Below are 23,803 nucleotides of genomic sequence, written 5' to 3' on the forward strand. Positions count from 1 at the left end.
AAAATACTATCGTTTACATATATTTTTTTTATTTTTATCAAATTATTTTAGTATATTACTAAAATAATTTTAATATTATTTAATAATAAAGAATTTTCTTTTGAGTATTGAAACTATCTTTAAAATTTTTTACTTTCTTATAACACAATAATCACCTTATAAAGGAGTGTATTTATGGGTAATGAAGTTTTATCTTTACGCGAATGTAATCTTTCCCCTGAAATCATAAAACAAAATGTTTTGCCATGCTACAATTTACAAAACTCTCAAATTTCAATAATTAAATTTAAAGATACAGATAAACAAAGAGCAGTATATCGAATAGATTTCAAAGAAAAAAGCTATTGTCTAAAAAAAGTTTATTATAATATGAAAGATTTGCTATATGTATATTCAGCAATTGAATGGCTGTATAGAAATAATATTAGAGCACCAAAACTTTTGCCTACTGTTGACAATAATAGATTTGTATCTTATGACGATATGCTTTTTATACTAACCCCTTGGATTGAAGGTGAGAAATGTAGTTTTGATAATATTGACCATGTTATTTGCTCTGTAAAAAAGCTTTCTAGAATTCATTCAATATCTCGTGACTTTCAGCCCATTTTAGGTAGTTCATTAAAAGAAGGATATGATGATTATTACATATCAACCTTAAAACATTTTCAAGATTTACTTAAAACTTCAAATGAAGCCTTTAAGTATAAAGATACATTTTCGAGACAATTTATTTCAACCTTTGATACAAATCTACGTCTCGCTAAAATTTCTTTAGATATATCTTATAAAATTGATAATGCTGATTTAAGTAAATCTTTATGCCATGGTGATTATGTAAATAAAAATTTGATTTTCCCATCTGATTTAGATCCTTGGATAATAGACTTCGACAAATGTCAAACAGATTATTCAGCACGCGACTTAGCATACTTTATGCGTAGATTACTTAAACGTGAAAATACGAAATGGAACCTTGATTTAGCTTTATCTATACTCAAAACTTATAACGAATATTCCCCTTTAACAGAATCAGATTTACGATATTTGATTTCATATATATGTTTTCCACAAAAATACTGGAAAATATCAAGAGATTATTATAAAAATATTAACAAGTGCAATAAATCTGCTTTTTTAACTTTACTATCAAATGCAACTTCAAAAACAAATCTTCAATATGACTTTGCAATAAGCATAGTAGATGAAGTACAAAAAGAATTTGACACAACTTTGCTTTAAAACTAGGGTTATGGATACATCCCTTCGAACTAAAGGGTACTCTGTTGTTGCGGTTACTGAGAATTTGGCTGTGGATTTCTAACATTAGAAGTTGCACCATTTCTGCATGCTCCTAAGACAAGCTTAGGACATGCAAAAATGGAACAACTTCTAATGAAGAAATACCTACAGCCAAATTCTCTGATGTAACACTTCACAAAAGAGTACCCTTTAGTTCTAGTTTTAGATACATTCAAAATATTATGCATGCTTTAGTCTTAAACTCTTCATACTATCTAAAACATAAATCATATATCCAACCACATTTAAAGTGAAAAATAAGATTATCCATACTAAGCTTAAGTTATTCTTATAATGTGCATTAATAACACACCAAATAGCAAATAGTAACCAATACGCTACAAAGAGTATTTCTACAGCATAATGTAAATAAATTGGAATTGAAAAATTAAATCCATTATAATCAAATCCATATTTTACTTTCCAGACAATACCTTCAAATGAAGTTGGGTACTTAGTAAGAGTACACTCATCATTTTCAACTTTTTCAACTGAAAAATTTGAAGGATATAAGATATTAGGAGTTTCGCTATAATTATCTTGTTTATATAAAGCAACATATCTAAATTGTTTTTTGTATTTTGTAAGCAATTGAGTTACTTCTTCATTGGATATTATTTTTCCTGCTTCAAGCTTATAATCTACAGCAGTGCGAAGTGAATCTGGAATCTTTAACCTAAACATATCATCAGTTATCCCATAGCTAATGTAACAAATTGCTGATAATAATAACGATACTATTGATATTATTAATAAAGTTTTTGCAAATTTTCTTTGAACTTTAAACACCTTAGATAATTCATTTTCTACTTGTCCTCGCTCTCCAAACCTACTAATGGCTATTTCAATACTTTCTTCTTCGGTTTTTCCTTCATTTTTAAGATCTTCTACTGTTTGTAACAAATGACTTCTCATATCTTGCTTTAAATCTTCTATTTCATTCTGATTTCCTTGTACATTTTTATATACAGATTTAATATATGTTTCAATTCTCTTCATTACTATACCTCCTTAAAAAACGTATCTACAATATTTCTAAAAAATATCCATTCTTCTTTTTTAGATTGTAAATAATCTTTACCTTTCTCTGTAATTTTGTGAAAGCGCCTTCTTCCACCTCCACTTTCTGAATCATCCCAATAAGTTGTAACCAACTCGTTGCTTTCAAGCCTTTTTAGTACAACATACATAGTTCCTTCTTTAATTTCAAAGTTATTGTTGCTAATTGTACGTATTCTTTTTGAAATTTCATATCCATACAAATCTTCAACGAGAAGTAAACTTAAAATTATACTTTCTATATATCCTTTAATCATTTCTTTATTAATTTTCAATATTTGCACCTCCATATATAGAGTATCATAAAGTACTCTATAGTGTACAGTACTTTATGGTATGTTGTTCAATTTTAGTTTGCCCCAATTTTACATTGGGAGCAAACTGAAATAGGTTCAGCCTGCCATTTAGTGGCTTCCATCGAAATTTTCCTAGTCCTACGGAACAAATATGTATCCTATTTCGGCGATTTATCTGCATAAGTATAGTTTTCATTAAAAGAGCCCCTTGAACTTAAAAGTTCAAGGGGCTCTTTTAATTTCTATCTTTTATTTTTCACTTGTGCTTGTGTAACTGCAATCATTAATATAAATTTTTTTTACATCTATTAAAATCTTGAGCTATTCACTATGCCTTAACATTTAAATTATTTATTCTAATTCTTCTCCATTCGTTTCAATAATTTTTTTATACCAATAAAATGATTTTTTCTTTATCCTCTTAAGTGTGCCATTTCCATTATCGTCTTTATCAACATAGATTAAACCATATCTTTTCCTCATTTCGCCTGTACCAGAACTAACCAAATCAATAGCAGACCACATAGTATATCCCATTAAATCCACATTATTTTCTATAGCTTTATTCATTTCTACAATATGGCTTTTTAAATAACTAATTCTATAATCATCATTAATACATCCCTCATCATCTATTTCGTCAACAGCACCTAATCCATTTTCTACAACAAATAAAGGAATTTTATATCTATCATAAATCTTATTTAATGTATATCTAAGACCCTTTGGATCAATCTGCCATCCCCATTCACTTACATGCAAATATGGATTTTTTACTCCACCTAGTAAATTTCCAAGGGTAGTCTCATGACCTTCTTCTGTAGTTATACAATTACTCATATAATATGAAAATGAATAAAAATCAACATACCCCTCTTTAAGAATCTTCTCATCCTCTTCTTCAAAATTAATCTCAATATTATTCTTTTTTAAATAATGGAATATATAATAAGGATATACCCCTCTTACTTGTACATCTGCACAAAAGTTATTAATAATGTTATCTAATTCCTGTTGAAGAAGTAAATCTTCTGGTCTGCAAGTTAAAGGATACATAGTAATATGTGCAATCATGCATCCTACTTTAAAATCTGGATTAATCTCATGTGCTATTTTCACTGCTCCTGCACTTGCTAGAAAAACATGATGTAATGCCTGAAAGCGTAATTGCATATCATCTAAAGGATTTGCTATTTCCTCATCTTCTTTATTTAATATACCTAAAACCTCTAAGTTTCCCATTGGCATAGTTCCAAAATTAATTTCATTAAATGTCAACCAATATTTCACTTTATTTTTATAACGTTCAAACACAGTCCTAGCATAACGTTCAAAAAATGCAATAACTTTACGGCTAGCAAACCCTTGATATACTTTCACTAAATGATATGGAATTTCAAAATGACTTAATGTTACTAGTGGTTCAATTCCATATTTAATACACTCGTTAAACACATCATCATAAAATTGCAGTCCTTCTTCGTTTGGCTGCTCATCATCTCCATTTGGGAAAATACGACTCCAAGCTATTGATAAACGAAATACTTTAAAACCCATTTCAGCAAGTAATGCAATATCTTCTTTATAATGGTGATAAAACTCTACCGCTTCATGACTTGGATAATTTTCTTCTGATAATATCTTAGACGTAAATTTTCTGTTTTTATTAATTGACCCTGCTGTTAAGTGATCGCATATGCTTTCTTTTTTGCCACCTATGTTCCAAGCTCCTTCACATTGATTTGCCGCTACGGCTCCACCCCATAAAAATTCTTTTGGAAACACTTTAATTCCTCCTTTGCCCTAATTATAATACGACTATTAAATCTTCACCTGCATTAATAGAAGAATTACTATCTTTTGCTACTACAATATCTAAATAATCTTTTGTATTTGTTACTAAAATAGGTGTATCTAGTGAATACCCTTCCTTTACAATAGCTTCTTTATCAAAAGAAATTAACAAATCGCCTTTTTTTACTTTATCACCTTGTTTTACATATGTTTCAAAGTATTTGCCTTCCAATTGCACTGTATCCATGCCAATATGAATTAATACTTCACAACCTTTGTCTGATAGTAATCCAATAGCATGTTTAGTTGGGAACAATGCAATTACTGTACAATCAAATGGTGCAATAACATTTCCTTCACTTGGTATTATAGAAATTCCCTTACCTAACGCTCCTTCTGCAAATGCGGCATCTTTCACTTGGTCTAAAGATTTTAAAGTACCAGTCATTGGTGAAGAGATAACTTCTTTTCCGTTTTTAGTACTAATCTGTCCTTGGCTTTCATCTGCAGAAATATCTTCATCTTTGTATGTTATAAATGATACAAAAAATCCAATTACAAATGCTATAACAGTCACAATTAAACATCGAACTAAACTTGTGCCAGGTTGACTAGGATCTAATAATGCAGGTATTTCAAAAATGCCCATACCTGCCATTGTATGATACTTTAATCCGAAAATAGCAGTTGCCGCTCCAGCAAGTGCTCCACTAAAGCATGAAAGTACAAACTGTTTCATTCGTGGTAACAATACACCATAAATTGCTGGTTCAGTAACACCAAAGATTCCAGAAATCCATGCTGGTAAAGCAATTTGTTTTAAAGCTTTGTCTTTTGTCTTTAACCAAATCGCAAAAACCATACCGGTAGTAGTAAATGTTACGAATGTAGTAAACGCTAAAATTGGATCAGGAGTACCAGATGCGATATTGGTGATACATAAAACAACTAAAACGATATGAACTCCAAAAATGATTAGTACTTGCCATAATCCACCAACCAATAATCCCGCAATAACAGGATTTAATTGATACACATATAAAACTGTAGCAGTAATTGCGTTGGAAATCATGTTTGCAATTGGTCCTATAACAACAAAACCTAATGAAACTGAAATCAATAATACGAGCATTGGTGTAATAAAAGTTTTAACCATATCAGGAATTACACGATTAAAGAAAGTTTCTAATGGTTTTGCAATTGCAACAATCAATATAACTGGTAATAACGTAGAAGTATAAGTTGCATTGATCACATATCCAAATAAATTAACATCCACGCCGTTGAGTGTGGGATAACATAAAGAAGCACCAATCATTAACCCTATGAAAGGATTCATATCAATCTTCTTTGCCATATTGTATCCAAGCACAATTGGAAGGAAATAGAATACTGAATCTCCAATTGCATTAAACAATACATAAATTCCATCAGCATTAGAATATAACCCCATATAAGATAGAATAGAGTTTAAACCTTTTAACATACCACATGCACATAGTAATGCAATTGATGGCATCATAATACCAGTAATTAAGTCTAACGCTTTTTCTTTAAAACTCATTTTCTTTTCTTTAACTACAGATGACGTAGAAGTTATCTTTGCACTTTTGCAAACATCTTCATACACTTGTGGTACATGATTTCCAATAACGACTTGATACTGTCCAGCACTGTGCATAACAGTAATTATCCCATCCATATTTTTTAATACTTGGTCATTTGCAAGACTTTCATCTTTCAAATTAAAACGCAACCTAGTAACACAATGTGATAAGCTGATAATGTTATCTTTTCCACCAACATTTTTAATAATGTCTTTTGCTAGTAATTCATACTTTCCCATTTTTTATTCCTCCATTTTTCTTTTTTATTTGAAATATGAAGGTATAGCCAACTTAATGTCACCATCCAGTCATAGAACTTACTTATAAACTATTCGCTCAATATGAATAGTTAAATATAACTTTTCGTCATTAGATAGATCGTAACTGTACTTTGTTTTAATAAACTTACTTATCGTATCCGCACATTCATATGAGTTCACATACTTTTCTTTTATTGTATATAGCAAATCATCTTGAGCATTATCAAGATAAGTTTTTCCTTCTAATAATCTTTGTGCGAAAAATTTTAAGTGTGTAATGAAACGATAATAATATACTGAATCTTCATTAAAAGAAATATGAAAATTATATTTGACTATATTTGATATTTCCGATATTATTTCTGTTATTCTATGCATATCTTCAGTATTTTCGCTTAATACTGATTCAACAATATGGATTGCTATAAATCCTGCCTCATCATCAGGCAACCTAACTAAAAATCGCTCTTCAATCATATCAAGAACTTTCAATCCAATTTTATATTCATCCTTATAGAATCTTTTTATATCCCATAGAATAGCATTTTTCACTGAAATGCCCTCTTGATAACGTTTTACTGCCGCATATAAATGATCAATTAGAGAAATGTAAATTGTATCATTTAATGTCTTATCTAAAGCCTTCGCAACGTATTTTATAATGTCCTCGCCCAATTCAACATACTCAGATGGAATATACGTCATCATTTCTTGGAACTTGTTATTAATATCTGGGTCAGATAATATAAATACCTTATCTATCTTGCTCATATCAACTTCTTCTCCGCACTTTTTCTTAAACGCAAGTCCACATCCCATAACAATTTTTTCCACGCCTTCTTCATCTTTAATTAATACAGCATTATTATTGAAAATTTTATAAATTACCATCATACACCACCCTTTATAGTAATTTTATTTTTATCTAAATTAAGTATTAAATATACTTTTTATACCTTGGTTATACTACTTTACTCTTGTACAAAAAAATACCTGCTTATATATTATTATGAATATAATATCTCATAATAATATATAAACAGGTATAGCTTGCTCTTGCAATCACCATCCATTGATAATATTATATTATAATAAATAACTTTTGGCAATATAAATTTTAATATTAAAGAGCTTTAACGCCAAAATTCCAGCAATAAATTTATTACTTTAATGTTAAATAGTTTTGTAATTTTATGCAAATATCTTACTCATCTTCTTTTTTTCATCAAATCAATGTTGAAAAATGTCCGTACTAGATTATTTTCGCATAAAAAATGAGGTATTATACCTAGAATCACTTTTTGATTCCAAGTAATTATACCTCATATTTTTTATAGCACATATATCAAGAACACTTAATATATAATCTTTTTATGCTATGCTCATACTATTTTATTATTTACTTTATCTTGGTTGTTTTACTTGTGCTTGTGCTGCCGCAAGTCTTGCAAGTGGCACTCTAAATGGTGAACATGATACATAGTCAAGACCTATATTGTGACAGAATTCAATTGATGATGGATCTCCACCATGTTCTCCACAAATTCCAAGATGGATGTCTGGTCTTGTAGATCTTCCTTTTTCTACTGCGATTTTAATTAATGCACCTACTCCAGTTTGATCTAATTTAGCAAATGGATCTTGTTCATATATTTTCTTATCATAGTATGCACCTAAGAATTTAGCAGCATCATCTCTTGAGAATCCAAATGTCATTTGAGTTAAGTCATTTGTACCAAAAGAGAAGAATTCAGCTTCTTTAGCTATTTCATCAGCTGTTAAAGCAGCTCTTGGAATTTCTATCATAGTACCAACTTTATATTCTAACGTTACTCCATTTTCTTCAATAACTTTCTTTACTGTATTTACTATAACATCTTTAACATATTTCAATTCCTTAATTTCTCCAACTAATGGAATCATTATTTCTGGAACAATGTCATAGCCTTTGTTCTTTTTAACTTCTATAGCAGCCTCTATGATTGCTCTAGCTTGCATCTCTGCAATTTCTGGATACGATACTGCAAGACGGCATCCTCTATGACCCATCATTGGATTGAATTCATGCAACTCTTGCACTGTAGATTGTAATTCGTCAAAAGTTATTCCCATTTCATTTGCTAATTCTTTAATATCTGTCTCTGCAGATGGTAAGAATTCATGTAATGGTGGATCCAACAATCTTATAGTAACAGGTTTTCCTTCTAATGCCTCATAGATTCCTATAAAGTCTGCTTTTTGCATTGGTAATATTTTATCTAATGCAACTTTTCTTTGTTCTAAATCATTAGATGTAATCATTTGTCTTACAGCCATTATTCTATCTTCTGCAAAGAACATATGCTCTGTTCTACAAAGACCTACACCTTCTGCTCCAAATTCAACTGCTTGTTCTGCATCTTTTGGACTATCTGCATTAGCTCTAACTTTTAACTTTCTTATTTCATCTGCCCAACCCATGAATATTGCGAAATGCCCTAAAATTTCTGGAGTAACTGTCTTTATTTTTTCTCCATATACATTACCAGAAGTTCCATCAATTGAAATAAAATCTTCATCTGTATAAACTTTTCCATTAACTTCTACAGTTCTCTTTTTTTCATCAACTTTAATAGTTCCACATCCAGCTACACAACAAGTTCCCATTCCTCTTGCAACAACAGCAGCATGAGATGTCATACCACCTCTTACTGTAAGGATTCCTTTTGCAGCTACCATACCTTCTATATCTTCTGGAGAAGTTTCAAGTCTTACAAGTACTACATCTTCACCAAGTGCATTTCTATCTTTAGCTTCATCAGCTGTAAATGCAATCTTACCACATGCAGCTCCTGGAGATGCAGGAAGCCCCTTACCAATTGGAACTGCTTTCTTTAAATCTTCTGTATAAAATGCTGGATGTAACAATGTATCTAATTGCTTAGGTTCAACTTTTAAAATTGCTTGTTCTTTACTAAGCATTCCTTCTTCAACTAAATCAACAGCAATCTTTAAAGCTGCTTGAGCTGTTCTTTTACCATTTCTAGTTTGCAAGAAGTATAATTTACCTTCTTCTATTGTTATTTCCATGTCTTGCATATCTTTATAATGAGATTCTAATTTATTAACAATATCTTCAAACTCTTTATATATTGTAGGATTTTGATCCTTTAATTTTGATATTGGCAGTGGTGTTCTAATTCCAGCAACAACGTCTTCACCTTGTGCATTCATTAAATATTCTCCATATATTTCATTATCACCATTAGCTGGGTTCCTAGAGAATACAACTCCTGTTCCTGATGTTTCTCCTTTATTACCAAATACCATTTCTTGTACATTTACTGCTGTACCCCATTCTCCTGGATAATCATTCATTCTTCTATATACTATAGCTCTTGGATTATCCCATGACCTAAATACAGCTGCTATAGAGTCCATCAATTGTATTTTAGGATCACTAGGGAATTCTTCGCCCTTTTCTTTTTTATATAGTTCTTTAAATTCACCAACTAATTCTTTTAAATCATCAGCAGTTAAATCTGTATCAATTTCAACGCCTTTTCTTTCCTTAAGTTCATCAATCTTGTTTTCAAACAATCTTTTTTCTACATTCATAACAACATCAGAAAACATTTGAATAAATCTTCTATAAGAATCATATGCAAATCTAGGATTGTTAGTTAATCCTGCCATAGCTTCTACAGCCACGTCATTTAGTCCTAAATTTAAAATAGTATCCATCATACCTGGCATTGAAACTCTTGAACCAGATCTTACTGAAACTAATAGAGGATTTGAATTATCTCCAAATTTTTTACCAGTTGATTCTTCAAGCTTTGTTAAACTATCATAAATTTGACTCATTATATCATCAGAAATCTTTTTACCATCTTCATAATACTTATTACACACTTCCGTTGTAACAGTAAAACCAAATGGTACAGGAATTCCTATATTAGTCATTTCTGCTAGATTAGCGCCTTTCCCTCCAAGTAAATTTTTCATTGAAGCGTTTCCTTCATTAAAAAGATATACATACTTATTTGTCATCTCAATATTCCCTCTTTTCTATAATTTTCTCATATATTACTATCGATGCCTAAAGACTTCGTAGTTACCATAATAATTAATTTTCATTTTCTCCAAGTTTAACAAATAATTTGGTTATATTAGTCTTTGAGACCTTACCAATTACTTTTATTTGATCTTTTCCATTTGTCTTTTTTAATATCTCAACAACTGGAATACTATCAATCTCGTGTTCAATAATTTTTTTAGCTAAATCATAAGCATTGTCATTTTCGTTTGCACAAATTATATTTGGCATTCTAGTCATTATTACGCCAACCGGAACTTTATGTATATCAGTTCCTCCTATTGAAATTTTCAAAAAATCTTTTCTAGAAACTGCACCTGTAAGTATTCCATTGTTTTCTATAAATAATGTCCCTACATCATTAAGAAATAGGTATACGATTGCATCATATACCATTGTATCTTCATTTACTGTCACTGGTTTAGACATTATTTCAGACACTTTGATTTTACTTATGTGCGAATAAACTAATCCACTAGAAGATTTTCCAGAATATACATATCCAACTTTAGGTTTAGCATCTAAAGTTCCTATCATTGTAAGAACTGCTAAATCTGCTCTAAGTGCTGCTCTTGTTACTCCAAGTCTCCCCGCAAGCGCTTCACTTGTTATTGGTTGGTTCTCTTTAACTAAGCATACTATTTCTTCTTGCCTAGGTGATAATTTCAATCTTATCCCTCTTTCTATAAATACAAGAAATATTTAGTTAATATTCAATAATTTTTACTACTCTCTCATTATATCACGTAATTATTGTTTGACTAGACTAAATTTTCAGAAAAATCAAATAAATTCACTAATTATTTCTTGTATAATAATTTTATGTTTGTTTTTCTCTATATTACTCTTAATATCATTTAATCTTCTGAATTATCTTTTTTCTTTTCATCATCAAAATTAACAGTATAACTATATACTGTATCAGAACCAGTATATACCTTTTGCTTTGAATCAGAATTATCCTTATTAGTATCTTTCTTCATTTCATTAACTTTATTTTTAACCATATCAGCAAAATCATTTGCTTTATTTTTAACATCACTTGCAACTTTAGCAACTTGTTTGTTTATTATTTCTACAGAACCATCTTCGTTAGTTATTTCTATTGTGATTTTAGTTGCTATTGCTGCAATAACTCCTGCTGCAAGTATTGGTGGAATTATAATAGCTACAACGCCTGCTGCAATTCCAGCATTTACAGGAATATCAATTATCTCAATATCATCTTTTTTAATTTTTATTCTAGCAATATTACCTTTTTCTATTATTTGTTTGAACCAAACTTTTAACTCTTCTATAGAAATTTGAGTTTTATTTTCTTCATCGTCATCAAAAGATTCACTATTGTCATTTAATATACCTTCAGTCTTCTCAATGTATATTAAAGCTTCTAATACATCTCCTTCACATAGCTCTAAGGCTTGCTTTGCTTTTTCATAACTTACCCCTGTTCTTTCGCGTACCATATCAACTTTTTCTAATGTTATATTTTCCATAAATCATCACTCCTTAATAAATTTTAACATATCTAAACTTTTAGGTTTTCTTGCATAATTATTACATATAAAAAAAGTGGTTACCTTTGCTATTTCATCTTTTATCTCCTGGCTTAAATTTAACCTATATAACTTATCTACACTCAGATTCTTCAAGAATCTGAGTGCATTATATGCACCCTTTGATATGAAGATCCCTTGTTCTTTGGGACATTCATCACATATTCCTCCATAGTAAGATAAATTTATATAATTTGATGAAGATATTTTTTTTCTACAAATACTGCAATTATCCAATGTTAAATTATATCCTGTAGTTCGAAGTAGTTTTAATTCAAATGATCTTATTAGTAATTCATAATCTATTGCATCTGTATTTAATAAATATAATGTTGTGACTAAATTTTTGAAAAGCTCAATATTCACTTCATTATCAGCACACGCAATATCTGTGAGCTCACATAAATACGATGAATATGTAAGTTTATACAAATCATTTAAAAGCCCTTGAAATGAATTAATTATCTTTCCTTCTTGGAGTGTGTATAAGTTCTTTCCTTTATACACCATATATTCGCCATAACATAACGGTAATGTCAATGCTAAAAACTTGCTTTTACTTTTTTTTGCACCTCTAACTACAGCTGTGATTTTGCCTAGTTTTTCAGTATAAAGCCAAACTAATTTGTCATTTTCTTTAAAATCTTGTGTTTTTATAATCACAGCTTTAGTTTCAAAAGTTGACAGATTAATCATCCCCTATAAATAATTAAGAATTAATGATGAATAATTAATGATTGCTGATGAAATTACTTTGTAATTTATATTAAAATATAAATCAAAGAAATTACGAAGTAATTTCCACCTTCATTATTCATCATTCATTAATTTTATTTCTTAGACTTATAACCTAATTCCCTTAATAAGTTTTGATTATCTCTCCACTCTTTTCTAACCTTAACCCATATCTTTACATTAACTTTAGCTCTTAAGAATTTTTCCAATTCGTATCTAGCAGTTTCCCCAATTTTTTTAAGTGTTTGCCCATTCTTACCTATTATTATTCCTTTATGAGAATCTTTTTCGCATATCAAATCTACTTCTATATGATATGTACCAATATCATTTTGTTTCATTTGAATTATATCTACTGCTATACCGTGAGGTACTTCATCTCTTAATGTTCTTAAAGCTTTTTCTCTGATTATTTCAGATACTACAAATTTTTCTTGAACATCTGTTATCATATCATCTGGATAATATTTAGGTCCTTCTGGCATTCTTTTTTTCATAAGCTCTACTAATACATCAACATTTTTTCCCTTAATCGCAGATATAGGTATTATTTCCGCGAAACTAAATTCTTGTGCGTACATTTCTAAGCTTTTTGCCACTCTATCTTGTGTACTTTCATCAACTTTATTTAACACTAAAAATACTGGGCACTTTTTATCTCTTAAGGTTTCTAATATAAATTTGTCCCCTTTTCCTATTTCCTCATCTGGGTTTGTTAAAAACAGCACTAAATCAACATCCTTAGTTGATTCCTTTGCTGAATTTACCATAAACTCGCCTAATTTATGCTTAGGCTTATGTATACCTGGTGTATCAACAAACACCATTTGAAAGTCATCACCTGTTAATATTGTTTGAATATTGTTCCTTGTTGTTTGTGGCTTATTTGAAACTATTGATAACTTTTCTCCCATTATGTAATTTAATAAAGTTGATTTCCCTACATTTGGTCTTCCAACTATTGTAACAAATCCTGATTTAAACATTTTTTCCTCCTCGAAATAAGCTTCATATAGGAAGCTTCAATAACATTCTGATACTTTATAAATAGTATACTCTATTTATAAGTTAATTGACAATGCATAAAAAGTCCGGAGCATTTTTGATGAATGATTAAAAACGAATGATGAATAATTTAGGAAAAAATCCATTAAGGGATTTTTAATTTAGGGTTCATTGCAACTTATATATTTAAATTTTGCTCTGCAAAATATCCTTTAATTATTCATCATTGATAATTCATTATTCATCAATTTTGCTCCGCAAAATTCTTAAAGCCTAAACAAAGTGAATATGGATAAAGTTAATACTATCCCAAAAATTGCTCCAACTATTACCTCAAGAATACTATGAACTTCTGAATCTACTCTACTTTGCGCAGTTATAAATGCTAATAAGAAACTAAGTAGTATGCAAATTGGTTCTTCTGTTATCAACGATATTGCAGTTGCAATAGAAAAACCAAGTGCACTATGCCCGCTTGGCATTCCACCCTTTAATGGAGTACCCTCTCCAAATATTGCTTTTGCTATTATTGTTGCTATACAAACTATTACGAGTACAATAAATATTGTGTATGGCTCTGAATTCTTAACTTTTTTAATTAAATCAAATGAAAAGCTAGATAATTTATCCCAAAATATAATATACCCAACTAGCAATGCATTTATAGCTGCAATGAGCACACCACCTGCTGCTGCATTTTTAGCTATTTTAGCCAATGGATGATAATAATTAGTTGTCATATCTATAGTTGCCTCTATAGCTGTATTTATTAGTTCAGCCGTTATTACCATAGTTATTGTAATTGCCAAAATAAGAAATTCATATTTTGTTATATCAAAGAAAAAACTTATAATTAGAACCCCTAAAGCTACAATCAAATGTATTTTCATATTTCTTTCGGTTCTTACAGTATCAATAATCCCAGTTATTGCATTATTAAAACTTTCTAAAGTTTTTTTAATCTTCATTTACCTTCACCTACTTTTCTATTTAGTGATTCAAGAAATTATATATATGTATAACTTATAAGTTATACATATACTTGGTATTATATTCAACATTTACTACACCTAGGCGTATATACAATTCTAGAAATAAAGGATACTCTGTTGTGGAGTGTTGCATTGAGAATAGGGCTGTAGGTATTTCTTCATTAGAAGTTGTTCCATTTAGGCTTGTCATTAGCTTGCCTAAGGAGCAAGCCTAAATTGTGCAACTTCTAATGATAGAAATCCACAGCCTTATTCTCTAGCAACCGGAACAACTGAGTATCCCTTATTTCGGCGGATATCCACATAAGTCAAGTTTTCACGGTGGTATCTATGCTATATGCCTTCTCTAGTTATGCTAAGTTTATTTAGTATTTCTTCTTCTCTACTTCTCATAACACTTTTTTCTCCATCTTCCATATGATCATACCCCAAAAGATGTAATACTGAGTGTACTACTAAATATGAAGCTTCCCTTTCATAGGAGTGATTAAATTCCTTGCTTTGCTCTAATGCTTTTTCTAGTGAAATCACAATATCACCAAGTACAAGTTCATCACCATCAAAATCAGATTGAGCGAATTTATAATTTTTATAAATTTCCTTAAATACTTTTTTATTTTCGTATTCTAACATAGGAAACGATAATACATCCGTTTCCTTATTTATTCCTCTAGTATCATTATTAATTTCTTTAATTTCATCATTATCTACAAAGACCAAAGAAACCTCACATTTTATATCAACTTCTTCTTCTTTTAATGCGAATTCTATTACTTTTGATAGGTTTTCTATTAAACTATCATTTACTTCTAATTTGCTTTGTCTATTATCTACATAAATCATTATTTTAACTACCCCTTAGTTTTGATTTTATTCTCTTTATTTTCGCCATTTAAGTCTTTAATTTTCTCTTTAGGATATTCTATTCTATGGTGATATATACCATTTAATGTAGTTAAAAAGCATGTTCTAATTTTTTCTATATCCTTTAATGTCAAATCGCAGTTATTTAATTGACCAGATGATAACTTATCATCCATAATACTATTAACCATTTCCTTTATTTTCTCTTTATCCGGCTCTTTAATTGATCTTACAGCAGCTTCAACGCTATCTGAAAGCATTACTATGCCAGCTTCCTTGGAACTTGGTATAGGCCCTTCATACATATAATCCTCTTCTTTTATTTTGTTTGGATCTTCAGCACTATTTTTCATCGTATAATAAAAATATTTAACCAAAGTATTTCCATGATGTTCTTCTATGATATCTTGAATTACCTTGGGTAAGTTATGTTTTTGGGCTAACTCAAGACCATCCTTCACATGAGATTTTATTATCATGGCGCTTAAACTAGGAGTTATATTATTATGAGGATTATCTCCCCCCATTTGATTCTCTCCAAAAAAGTATGGTCTTTCTATTTTTCCAATATCATGATAATAACACCCTATTCTAGTAATTACTGAATTAGCACCAACTTCTTCTGCCGCCATCTCAGCAAGATTTGCAACAAGCATACTATGATGATATGTGCCTGGTGCTTCCATTAATAATTTCTTTAAAAGTGGATTATTAGGATTTGATAATTCTAATAATTTTAAAGTTGTAACCTCATTAAACATACCTTCCAAAAATGGCAATATTCCCAGTGCAAATACCCCTGATAGAAGTCCTCCTATAACTGTAATACCAGCTTTTATTAGTACATCTCCAACATTACTTGATATTAATAGTCCTGTGGACAATGTTAGTATTGCACCTACAATTGCAATAGCTATTGTTGAATATAATAGTTCATTTCTTTGTTGCATCTTTTTAAGCAATGTAGCTCCGAGTATTGAGCTTACCATGCCTAACATCATAACTTGAGCATCAAATCCATTTAATGCTCCTATAATTATTATGTTTAAGGTACTAAGTACAAGTGATATTTTATAATTTAATAATAATGTAAGCATCATAGGTGCGCAAGCAAATGGAATTAAAAATGGTGATATAATTCCTATTGTTCTAGCAAATATTAGTGAAATTAAATTTATAACGCTTATTAAAATCAATTTTTTATTACTCTTAAATATTTCCTTATAATTTAGTTTAATATAACTATATTGAAGAACTAGAACTAGTGCTAAAAATACTGCAAGTGCTACATAGACATATATATTTACTGTTTCATTTTTATCATCCAACATTCCTAAATCTGATAAAATATCTATTTGAACTTGCGTTACAGGTTCCCCTTCTTTTACTATAATCTGATTTTGTTTTATTATTACTTTAGATATATTTTTTTGAGTTTCTTGTATTTTTTCATTTGTCTTTTCTCCATCAAAAAAAACATTTGCATTTATTTGCTTCTGAATAATTGGCTTTAATACGCTTGATACTCCATCATCTAGCTTTAGAGCATCTATTTCTAACATAGCCGCTCCTCGTACTCCTTGAAGGGCAACTTCATCATTTTCATTTATATTTTTTTCATATACTTTATTAATTATATTAATTGTTTTAGTTTCCAAATCTGCTAAATTGTCCTTAGGAATACTTATTAAAGTCTTACATTGTGCTTCTGTAAGCTGAAATTCTGTTAATTTTTCTAGTTCAGTTATTTTCTCACTTTCATTTTTTTCAACTTTAGAATTGACAGTAACATATAAATTTTTAAGCTCTTCAAATAAAGCTTCAATATTCTCTTTCGCCTCTTTTTTAACTTCAGGTTTTAACGTATATTGTTTTCCTACTTTTTCAAGGGCTTGTTCTTCCTTTTCTTTAGTTGCCTTTTCATCCACAGTGTCTCTTGGAGCTTTTATATCTACGCTAGGTATATCTCCTTCTTTTAAACTATATTGTTTTGGAGTTATCTCAGTAACAAGCAATAAATAACCTATAGCAAATACAAGTATAAATAATACAATTCTTTGAATCTTATTATTATTTTTATAATTTTTTTTTATATTCATGTTATTCACCTTTTCATCTTATAATAAGTAATTGAGCAAAATAAAGTGGTTACACCAATCATTAATTGACAATTTTTTTAATATGAGTTATGATATGTTCCTTGCAATATCTTGTTCTACTGTAAATATAACTTTAACTAATATCTTTCCATCTTTAATATTTTCTACTGTAGTTTTGCTGTCCATAATTTTAGCATCATTACTAAGTGTCTTTCTTAATGATTCCTGTAATTTTTGAGTAGCTTCCTTAATTGTATTCTCTCTATCCAAATTTACAGTCTTTCCCTTTTTTTTAAAATATATTATTTTATTAATAACTCCATCCTTTTCTTCTATTTTATCATAATATTGAAATTGATTTATAGCTTTTTTCAAGTAAAATTTTTTTCCATAAAAGCTTAAGTAAATATCATTATTTTTTTCTCCTGTTCTTTCAAGTTTTTCTCCACTTATTTGAACTTCCATAAATTTTTCATAAAAAGTATTAGCTATAACTGTTCCTTTAGGTTTTACTTCTTGTTCAAAACCTTCTCTCCCTTGGATAGGTAATATTAAATCATCGCCAGTTTTCACTATATCCCCAGGAACTACTGCTGGATTACCAGAACTCGTATATACCCTTTTTACTTCACCATCCATTTTAGCAACAACTTGATTAAATAATTTTTTTTCTGTAGCTGGCGGATTTACCTTTTCTTTTATAACAAGCTTTAGAGTTGATCCCTCTACTCTAATTCTAATCCACATTATTTGATTATTTAAATCTTCCATCTTTTTTTCTATTGCATATACATCTATTTGTGACTTATTAAGACCCGGCTTAATTCCAATTGATGAAAGTTGTTGCCTTATTTCAAAAGGACTTAAATTTCTTTGTGTTTGTATATCTATAGCCCATATATAATTAGATAATATATATATAACTATAAAAAATATCACGGCTCCAATAACCAAAGAAACTTTCCTTTTCATTTTCATAAGTAACACTATTATACCACTTTTCTTAACTATTCTAACTTTTCCTTTATACTTTTTAATTAACATCTCAGCTTCTTTATAGTCTTTAAAATATATACTAACTCTAATTGTCATCAAATCAATTTTAATAATATTACAAGTATAAATTTCATTATTCCAAAGTATATTTAATATTTTCTCTGGCATTAAAGCACTAACTTCTATGGTTATTTGTCCTAAACTTAGCTTGTTAAATATCATATTTTACCTCTCATATGAAATACCATTAAAAATTCCACTTATGGTAATGCTTGTTTCTGCAATGAAAAGTATCTCAAATCCTTTCCCTTCTATTATGATAGCGCCAATCCTAGAATTTATTTTAACCACATTAGTTTCAAAAAATATAATGCCTTTATGATTTTCAATTGTTATTTCTCTATTTCCTACAACTATAATCTTTGGTAGATCCAGTGAAATATCACGTGGAAAATCTAATTTATTAAGTACTTTTTCTTTTCCATTCTGAAATTTCTCTTCCATATTATCCTCCTACATAAACTTCTTCATTTTAACTTATGATAGGATTATAAAATTAATACATAAAATCTTTATGCTTAACATATCTTTTTCAATCAAAATAGATATGCCTATAAATCAATTAACACTACACATTATGTATTATTAATTGGTTTATAGGAATAAGGCACAATCAAAAAAGAACTCAAGAAAATCTTGAGTTCTTTTGTTTATTTATTTAAATATTCTTTAACAATCTGGCTTACAAGTTTACCATCAGCTTTTCCTAATACCTTAGGTCTAACAGCTGACATAACTTTTCCCATATCCTTAATGCTATTTGCACCCACTTCTTCAGCTGATTCTTTTACTATTTGTTTTATTTCTTCTTCACCTAACTGCTGAGGAAGATATTCTAACAAAATCTTTATTTCAGCTTCACACTCGTCTACCAAATCTTGTCTATTCCCTTTTTCAAATTCAAGCATAGATTCTCTTCTTTGCTTAACTTCTTTAGCTAATATACTAATAACTTCATCCTCTTCAAGCTTCCTATTATCAGTTTTTTCAACTAATAATATTGCAGCTCTAGCTGTACTAATTACACTAGTTGTGAATCTATCTTTTGCTTTTAAAGCAGTTTTCCAATCATCCTGTAATCTATCTTTAATTGCTGTCATATTTCTACCTTCTTTCAAAAGGAATAATTACTATTTAATTTTTCTCTTTCTAGCAGCTTCTGATTTATGCTTTTTCTTAACGCTTGGTTTTTCATAATGTTCCCTCTTCTTAGCTTCAGAAATAATTCCAGCTGTAGCACATTTCTTCTTAAATCTTCTCAATGCACTTTCAATTGTTTCATTTTCTCCAATTTTAACCTCTGACATTTACTATCCCTCCCTCCGCTAGCTAATATTAACTCAGCTATGGGCTTAATAACACATGCTATATTATACAATAATCAAACAGATAATGTCAATAATTCAAGAAAAAAATTGTTCCCCATTTCTCCCCTAAATAATAGCTTTATTTTAACCTGGTGGCCACTTTAAACTTCGCCCTCCAATTACATGAAAATGAAGATGTTTTACAGTTTGACCTCCGTCTTCGCCACAATTATTGATAATTCTATATCCTGCATCAGCTATCTTAAGTTCTACTACTAGCTTATTGATAACCTTAAATATATGTGAAACAATATCAATATTATTATCATTTAAATCATTAGCACTTTCAATATGCTCTTTTGGTATTACTAAAAAATGAGTAGGTGCTTCCGGATTTATATCATAAAAAGCATATACTTTATCATCTTCATATACTTTTTCACTCGGAATTTCTCCTTTTGCAATTTTACAAAATAAACAGTCTCTCATAAATTTCACCTCCTTATTTAAATTATATCAAAATTTATATAATTTTTCCAGCAACACAATCTCCATTTGCTTCTTTTATAGAGCAAGGAATTATTTTGCCTATCATATCTTCATTACCATTAATTATTTCAACTTTTACATAATTTCTAGTATAACCTTCAAATACTCCTGGCTTTTTAGGAACTTCTTGTTCAACTAAAACATCTAATTCTCTTCCAACTAAAGATTCACTAAAATCGCCCTCATTTTTTGCATTTAATTCAATTAAAGTCTTACTTCGTTTATCCTTAACAGTACCATCTAATTGATGTGTCATATCTGCTGCTTTAGTACCTTTTCTTGGACTAAATTTGAATATATGAGTTTTAGTTAACTTAATTTTCTTTAAATATTCATATGTTTCATTAAATTCCTCATCAGTTTCTCCTGGAAAACCAACAATGACATCAGTTGTTATGGAAGCATCATTTAGATTTTTTCTTATTTTATTAACTGCATCTTCATATTCTTTAGCAGTATATCTTCTATTCATTCTTTTTAAAGTAGCATCACATCCACTTTGAAGTGATAAATGGAATTGTGGACATAGCTTTTTCATATTCTTCATCTTGTCTATTACTTCATCAGTAAAGAAAATTGGTTCAATAGAACCTATTCTTACTCTTTCTATACCATCCATCTTCTCAATTTCTTCTAATAAAGTTATTAAAGTTATATTTCCATCTAAATCAACACCATAAGAAGCTGTATGAATTCCAGATAATATTATCTCCTTAAATCCATGTTCACTTAACTTCTTTATTTCATTTAATACCTTTTCTGGATCTTTAGAACAAGTTGTTCCTCTTGTATATGGTATTAAACAATATGCACAAAATCTATTGCAACCATCTTGTATCTTTAAAAAGGCTCTAGTCTTATCTTGATATTCTTCTATGTTTAATTCTTCAAATTGTTTATTTTTAAGAACTTCTCCAACCATTAATTGTGGTTTTTGCTCATCGCGAGCTTTATTTACATAATAAACAACATCGCCTTTATTCCTAGTTCCAAGGACAACATCTACACCTTCTATTTTAGACACTTCTTCTGGTGATACTTGCGAATAACAACCAACAGCTGCAATTATAGCATTTTCATTTGTTCTTCTTGCTCTGCTTATTATTTGTCTTGATTTTTTATCACTCATGTTCGTTACTGAACATGTATTTATAACATAAACATCCGCAAAGTTTTCAAAATCTGTAACCTCATAGCCTTCTCTAATAAACTTCTCCGCCATGGCTTCTGTCTCATAATGATTTACTCTACATCCTAATGTGGAAAAGGCTACAAGATTTTTTCCTTCTGAATTTATCTTTGGCTCTTTCTTAGATAATTTTTTTAGTGTACCATTATCGTTATTTGATCTGACTATTTTTATTTGGTTTTCTCCCATTACAGTAGCGTCCCTCCTAAATCTCCAAGTTCATACTGAATTAAAGCAGTTGCTGTAAATCCAGCTGTTTCTGTACGTAATATCCTATTTCCAAGGGTTACAATATAAGAGCCCTGTTCTTTTAAAATATTAATTTCATCTTCTTCAAATCCACCCTCAGGTCCAATTAAAATCCCAACATCCTTTATATTATCTAAATTTATGTTTTCTTTCTTAAAATGATTTACAAGACTTTTAATACCAAAATCTTCTGCATTTTCATAAGGGATTATAACTAAATCCATTTCTTTTAGTTCTTTTAAAGCTTCATTAAAGTCAATAACTTCTTTAACACATGGAACAATACTTCTTTTAGATTGTTTTGATGCTTCTAATGCAATTCTATTTAATCTATCAAGCTTTTTGAATTCTCCCTTAAGCTTTACATCAACTCTAGCTGTAATTGTAGGAATAAATTCAAACACGCCAAGCTCAGTTCCCTTTTGTACTATCAAATCCATCTTTTGCCCTTTAGGTAACCCTTGAAAAAGATGTACTTTGACTTTACTTTCATTATTTATATCTAGCTTCTTAATTATGTTAACTATAACTTCATTTTTAGCTATATATTTTATTTCTCCTAAGTATTCGGTGCCTTCACAATTATTTAATACTACTTCTTCCCCTTCTGATAACCTTAAAACTTTGTAAATATGTTTTACATCATCTCCAAGTATCTTACCTTCCGTTTCAGTAATATTATAAGGCTCTGTAAAAAACTTATGCATACAAACTCCTAACCGATAGATTTTGCTACTATGCAGTTCCATTCTCCATCTTTATTGATTTCTATAACTTCAAAACCACATTCTTCAAATTTTTCTTTAACCATATCTACTCTATCATGAATTATCCCTGATGTGATGAATATTCCGCCATCATTTAAAGCCTTCTTAACATCAGCTGTTAATACGCAAATAATTTCTGCTATTATATTAGCAACTACTATATCAGCTTTTCCATCTACTACATCTAAAAGATTTCCTTCTAGCACTTCAATATTATTTAAATCATTATAGCTTATATTTTGATTAGATGAGTCAACTGCAACAGGATCTAAATCAACTCCTACTACATGCTTAGCGCCAAGTTTTGCAGCGGCTATTGAAAGTATTCCTGATCCACACCCAATATCAAACACTGTTGTATTAGGCTTTACATACTTATCTAAGGCTTTAATACACATTCTAGTAGTTTCATGAGTTCCAGTTCCAAATGCCATACCTGGGTCTAATTCTATGATTAATTCTTCAGCAGTCTTCTCATATTCTTCCCAAATTGGTTTAATGACAATTTTATCTGTTATTTTAACTGGTTTATAATATTGCTTCCAATTATTTGCCCAATCTTCTTCATGCATTTTTTTAACTTCTACGATGCCTTCACCAATATCAAATCCAAGTTCTTTAATTTCTATAAGTTTTTCTTTTACATATTCAACAATTTCTTCAACCTTATCATCTTGAGAAAAATAAGCTTTAATTACAGCTGCATTTCCTTTATGTTCTAAAATGTTTATATCTGCAAAATCCCAAGTTAATGGTCCTTGTTCTCTTAAAAGTAAATCATCTGGATCCTCAATTGCAATGTTCGGGCAATTTAATCCATAAAATATTCCTGTTATTGGCTCTAGAGCCTCACTTTTTGTTATTACACTAATTTCAATCCATATTCCATCCATGTTTATCATCCCTTCATTTTATAATACAATAATATTTTTGTTAACCATTAATCCCTCTAACCCGGATTTTTTAAGCAAATTCTAAAATTCTAAAATTCTAAAATTCTAAAATTCTAAAATTCTCGGCATTATAAATTATCTATATA

General features: G+C 29.5%; 23 protein-coding genes. 1 reads left to right on the plus strand and 22 read right to left on the minus strand.

Annotation, left to right across the window (positions count from 1 at the left end):
* Positions 1–174: 174 nt before the first annotated feature.
* Entirely contained in the window at positions 175–1,242 is a 1,068-nt protein-coding gene (locus psyc5s11_RS22915) for a CotS family spore coat protein (protein ID WP_224034778.1), read from the plus strand.
* 53 nt (positions 1,243–1,295) lie between these two features.
* On the opposite strand, the gene psyc5s11_RS22920 is transcribed toward psyc5s11_RS22915, so the two are convergent.
* The 22 genes from psyc5s11_RS22920 to prmA all read right to left on the minus strand — a co-directional run bounded on the left by psyc5s11_RS22920 (position 1,296) and on the right by prmA (position 23,657).
* Positions 1,296–1,478, minus strand: a complete 183-nt coding sequence (locus psyc5s11_RS22920) for a hypothetical protein (protein WP_224034779.1) — start codon at positions 1,476–1,478, stop codon at positions 1,296–1,298.
* 4 nt (positions 1,479–1,482) lie between these two features.
* Positions 1,483–2,301 (minus strand): permease prefix domain 1-containing protein, encoded by an 819-nt coding sequence (locus tag psyc5s11_RS22925; RefSeq protein ID WP_224034780.1) that lies wholly within the window; start codon positions 2,299–2,301, stop codon positions 1,483–1,485.
* A gap of 2 nt (positions 2,302–2,303) precedes the next feature.
* On the minus strand, positions 2,304–2,636 hold the full coding sequence (locus psyc5s11_RS22930; protein ID WP_224034781.1) for a PadR family transcriptional regulator: 333 nt from the start codon (positions 2,634–2,636) through the stop codon (positions 2,304–2,306).
* 372 nt (positions 2,637–3,008) lie between these two features.
* Positions 3,009–4,442 (minus strand): glycoside hydrolase family 1 protein, encoded by a 1,434-nt coding sequence (locus tag psyc5s11_RS22935; protein WP_375541971.1) that lies wholly within the window; start codon positions 4,440–4,442, stop codon positions 3,009–3,011.
* Between the two features lie 22 nt (positions 4,443–4,464).
* The gene (locus psyc5s11_RS22940) at positions 4,465–6,297 is read right to left on the minus strand and encodes a beta-glucoside-specific PTS transporter subunit IIABC (RefSeq protein ID WP_224034782.1); all 1,833 of its coding nucleotides are present in this window, start codon (positions 6,295–6,297) and stop codon (positions 4,465–4,467) included.
* Positions 6,298–6,375: 78 nt separating this feature from the next.
* Positions 6,376–7,209 (minus strand): BglG family transcription antiterminator LicT, encoded by an 834-nt coding sequence (licT, locus tag psyc5s11_RS22945; RefSeq protein ID WP_224034783.1) that lies wholly within the window; start codon positions 7,207–7,209, stop codon positions 6,376–6,378.
* 513 nt (positions 7,210–7,722) lie between these two features.
* Entirely contained in the window at positions 7,723–10,350 is a 2,628-nt protein-coding gene (gene ppdK / locus psyc5s11_RS22950; protein ID WP_224034784.1) for a pyruvate, phosphate dikinase, read from the minus strand.
* Positions 10,351–10,426: 76 nt separating this feature from the next.
* Positions 10,427–11,065, minus strand: a complete 639-nt coding sequence (locus psyc5s11_RS22955) for a helix-turn-helix transcriptional regulator (protein WP_224034785.1) — start codon at positions 11,063–11,065, stop codon at positions 10,427–10,429.
* Between the two features lie 188 nt (positions 11,066–11,253).
* Complete coding sequence (locus psyc5s11_RS22960) at positions 11,254–11,892, minus strand: DUF4342 domain-containing protein (RefSeq protein ID WP_224034786.1); 639 nt, start codon at positions 11,890–11,892, stop codon at positions 11,254–11,256.
* A gap of 6 nt (positions 11,893–11,898) precedes the next feature.
* Positions 11,899–12,648 carry a DNA repair protein RecO gene (gene recO / locus psyc5s11_RS22965; RefSeq protein WP_224034787.1) on the minus strand — a complete coding sequence of 250 codons (750 nt, stop codon included), beginning with the start codon at positions 12,646–12,648 and terminating at the stop codon, positions 11,899–11,901.
* A gap of 134 nt (positions 12,649–12,782) precedes the next feature.
* The gene (era, locus tag psyc5s11_RS22970; protein WP_224034788.1) at positions 12,783–13,673 is read right to left on the minus strand and encodes a GTPase Era; all 891 of its coding nucleotides are present in this window, start codon (positions 13,671–13,673) and stop codon (positions 12,783–12,785) included.
* A 285-nt stretch (positions 13,674–13,958) separates the two neighbouring features.
* Entirely contained in the window at positions 13,959–14,660 is a 702-nt protein-coding gene (locus psyc5s11_RS22975) for a diacylglycerol kinase (RefSeq protein ID WP_224034789.1), read from the minus strand.
* 357 nt (positions 14,661–15,017) lie between these two features.
* Positions 15,018–15,527, minus strand: coding sequence for an rRNA maturation RNase YbeY (ybeY, locus tag psyc5s11_RS22980; RefSeq protein WP_224034790.1), 510 nt, complete (start codon positions 15,525–15,527; stop codon positions 15,018–15,020).
* An 8-nt stretch (positions 15,528–15,535) separates the two neighbouring features.
* Positions 15,536–17,647 carry an HD family phosphohydrolase gene (locus psyc5s11_RS22985; protein ID WP_224034791.1) on the minus strand — a complete coding sequence of 704 codons (2,112 nt, stop codon included), beginning with the start codon at positions 17,645–17,647 and terminating at the stop codon, positions 15,536–15,538.
* 87 nt (positions 17,648–17,734) lie between these two features.
* Complete coding sequence (yqfD, locus tag psyc5s11_RS22990; RefSeq protein ID WP_224034792.1) at positions 17,735–18,865, minus strand: sporulation protein YqfD; 1,131 nt, start codon at positions 18,863–18,865, stop codon at positions 17,735–17,737.
* A 3-nt stretch (positions 18,866–18,868) separates the two neighbouring features.
* Entirely contained in the window at positions 18,869–19,147 is a 279-nt protein-coding gene (yqfC, locus tag psyc5s11_RS22995) for a sporulation protein YqfC (protein ID WP_224034793.1), read from the minus strand.
* Positions 19,148–19,353: 206 nt separating this feature from the next.
* Positions 19,354–19,803: a GatB/YqeY domain-containing protein gene (locus tag psyc5s11_RS23000; protein ID WP_224038253.1), complete on the minus strand. Its 450-nt coding sequence runs from the start codon at positions 19,801–19,803 to the stop codon at positions 19,354–19,356.
* A 30-nt stretch (positions 19,804–19,833) separates the two neighbouring features.
* Positions 19,834–20,010 (minus strand): 30S ribosomal protein S21, encoded by a 177-nt coding sequence (gene rpsU / locus psyc5s11_RS23005; protein WP_224034794.1) that lies wholly within the window; start codon positions 20,008–20,010, stop codon positions 19,834–19,836.
* A 144-nt stretch (positions 20,011–20,154) separates the two neighbouring features.
* A complete protein-coding gene (locus tag psyc5s11_RS23010; protein WP_224034795.1) occupies positions 20,155–20,499 on the minus strand; it encodes a histidine triad nucleotide-binding protein in 345 nt (114 codons plus the stop codon).
* 34 nt (positions 20,500–20,533) lie between these two features.
* Positions 20,534–21,937 carry a tRNA (N(6)-L-threonylcarbamoyladenosine(37)-C(2))-methylthiotransferase MtaB gene (mtaB, locus tag psyc5s11_RS23015; RefSeq protein ID WP_224034796.1) on the minus strand — a complete coding sequence of 468 codons (1,404 nt, stop codon included), beginning with the start codon at positions 21,935–21,937 and terminating at the stop codon, positions 20,534–20,536.
* A complete protein-coding gene (locus psyc5s11_RS23020) occupies positions 21,937–22,704 on the minus strand; it encodes an RsmE family RNA methyltransferase (RefSeq protein ID WP_224034797.1) in 768 nt (255 codons plus the stop codon). Before psyc5s11_RS23020 ends, mtaB begins: the two co-directional genes overlap by 1 nt.
* A gap of 8 nt (positions 22,705–22,712) precedes the next feature.
* Complete coding sequence (gene prmA / locus psyc5s11_RS23025; RefSeq protein WP_224034798.1) at positions 22,713–23,657, minus strand: 50S ribosomal protein L11 methyltransferase; 945 nt, start codon at positions 23,655–23,657, stop codon at positions 22,713–22,715.
* Positions 23,658–23,803: the final 146 nt, after the last annotated feature.

This window comes from Clostridium gelidum, assembly GCF_019977655.1.
Taxonomy (GTDB): domain Bacteria; phylum Bacillota; class Clostridia; order Clostridiales; family Clostridiaceae; genus Clostridium; species Clostridium gelidum.

Excerpts from the sequence above, each read along its gene's own strand:
- psyc5s11_RS22925 (WP_224034780.1), bottom strand. The coding sequence starts at position 2,301 with ATGAAGAGAATTGAAACATATATTAAATCTGTATATAAAAATGTACAA.
- yqfD (WP_224034792.1), bottom strand. The coding sequence starts at position 18,865 with ATGATATTTAACAAGCTAAGTTTAGGACAAATAACCATAGAAGTTAGT.
- prmA (WP_224034798.1), bottom strand. The coding sequence starts at position 23,657 with ATGGATGGAATATGGATTGAAATTAGTGTAATAACAAAAAGTGAGGCT.
- recO (WP_224034787.1), bottom strand. The coding sequence starts at position 12,648 with ATGATTAATCTGTCAACTTTTGAAACTAAAGCTGTGATTATAAAAACA.
- rpsU (WP_224034794.1), bottom strand. The coding sequence starts at position 20,010 with ATGTCAGAGGTTAAAATTGGAGAAAATGAAACAATTGAAAGTGCATTG.
- ybeY (WP_224034790.1), bottom strand. The coding sequence starts at position 15,527 with ATGATTTATGTAGATAATAGACAAAGCAAATTAGAAGTAAATGATAGT.
- mtaB (WP_224034796.1), bottom strand. The coding sequence starts at position 21,937 with ATGGGAGAAAACCAAATAAAAATAGTCAGATCAAATAACGATAATGGT.
- psyc5s11_RS22985 (WP_224034791.1), bottom strand. The coding sequence starts at position 17,647 with ATGAATATAAAAAAAAATTATAAAAATAATAATAAGATTCAAAGAATT.
- ppdK (WP_224034784.1), bottom strand. The coding sequence starts at position 10,350 with ATGACAAATAAGTATGTATATCTTTTTAATGAAGGAAACGCTTCAATG.
- psyc5s11_RS22960 (WP_224034786.1), bottom strand. The coding sequence starts at position 11,892 with ATGGAAAATATAACATTAGAAAAAGTTGATATGGTACGCGAAAGAACA.
- yqfC (WP_224034793.1), bottom strand. The coding sequence starts at position 19,147 with ATGGAAGAGAAATTTCAGAATGGAAAAGAAAAAGTACTTAATAAATTA.
- psyc5s11_RS22975 (WP_224034789.1), bottom strand. The coding sequence starts at position 14,660 with ATGAAGATTAAAAAAACTTTAGAAAGTTTTAATAATGCAATAACTGGG.
- psyc5s11_RS22940 (WP_224034782.1), bottom strand. The coding sequence starts at position 6,297 with ATGGGAAAGTATGAATTACTAGCAAAAGACATTATTAAAAATGTTGGT.
- era (WP_224034788.1), bottom strand. The coding sequence starts at position 13,673 with ATGTTTAAATCAGGATTTGTTACAATAGTTGGAAGACCAAATGTAGGG.
- psyc5s11_RS23000 (WP_224038253.1), bottom strand. The coding sequence starts at position 19,803 with ATGACAGCAATTAAAGATAGATTACAGGATGATTGGAAAACTGCTTTA.
- licT (WP_224034783.1), bottom strand. The coding sequence starts at position 7,209 with ATGGTAATTTATAAAATTTTCAATAATAATGCTGTATTAATTAAAGAT.
- psyc5s11_RS23010 (WP_224034795.1), bottom strand. The coding sequence starts at position 20,499 with ATGAGAGACTGTTTATTTTGTAAAATTGCAAAAGGAGAAATTCCGAGT.
- psyc5s11_RS23020 (WP_224034797.1), bottom strand. The coding sequence starts at position 22,704 with ATGCATAAGTTTTTTACAGAGCCTTATAATATTACTGAAACGGAAGGT.
- psyc5s11_RS22915 (WP_224034778.1), top strand. The coding sequence starts at position 175 with ATGGGTAATGAAGTTTTATCTTTACGCGAATGTAATCTTTCCCCTGAA.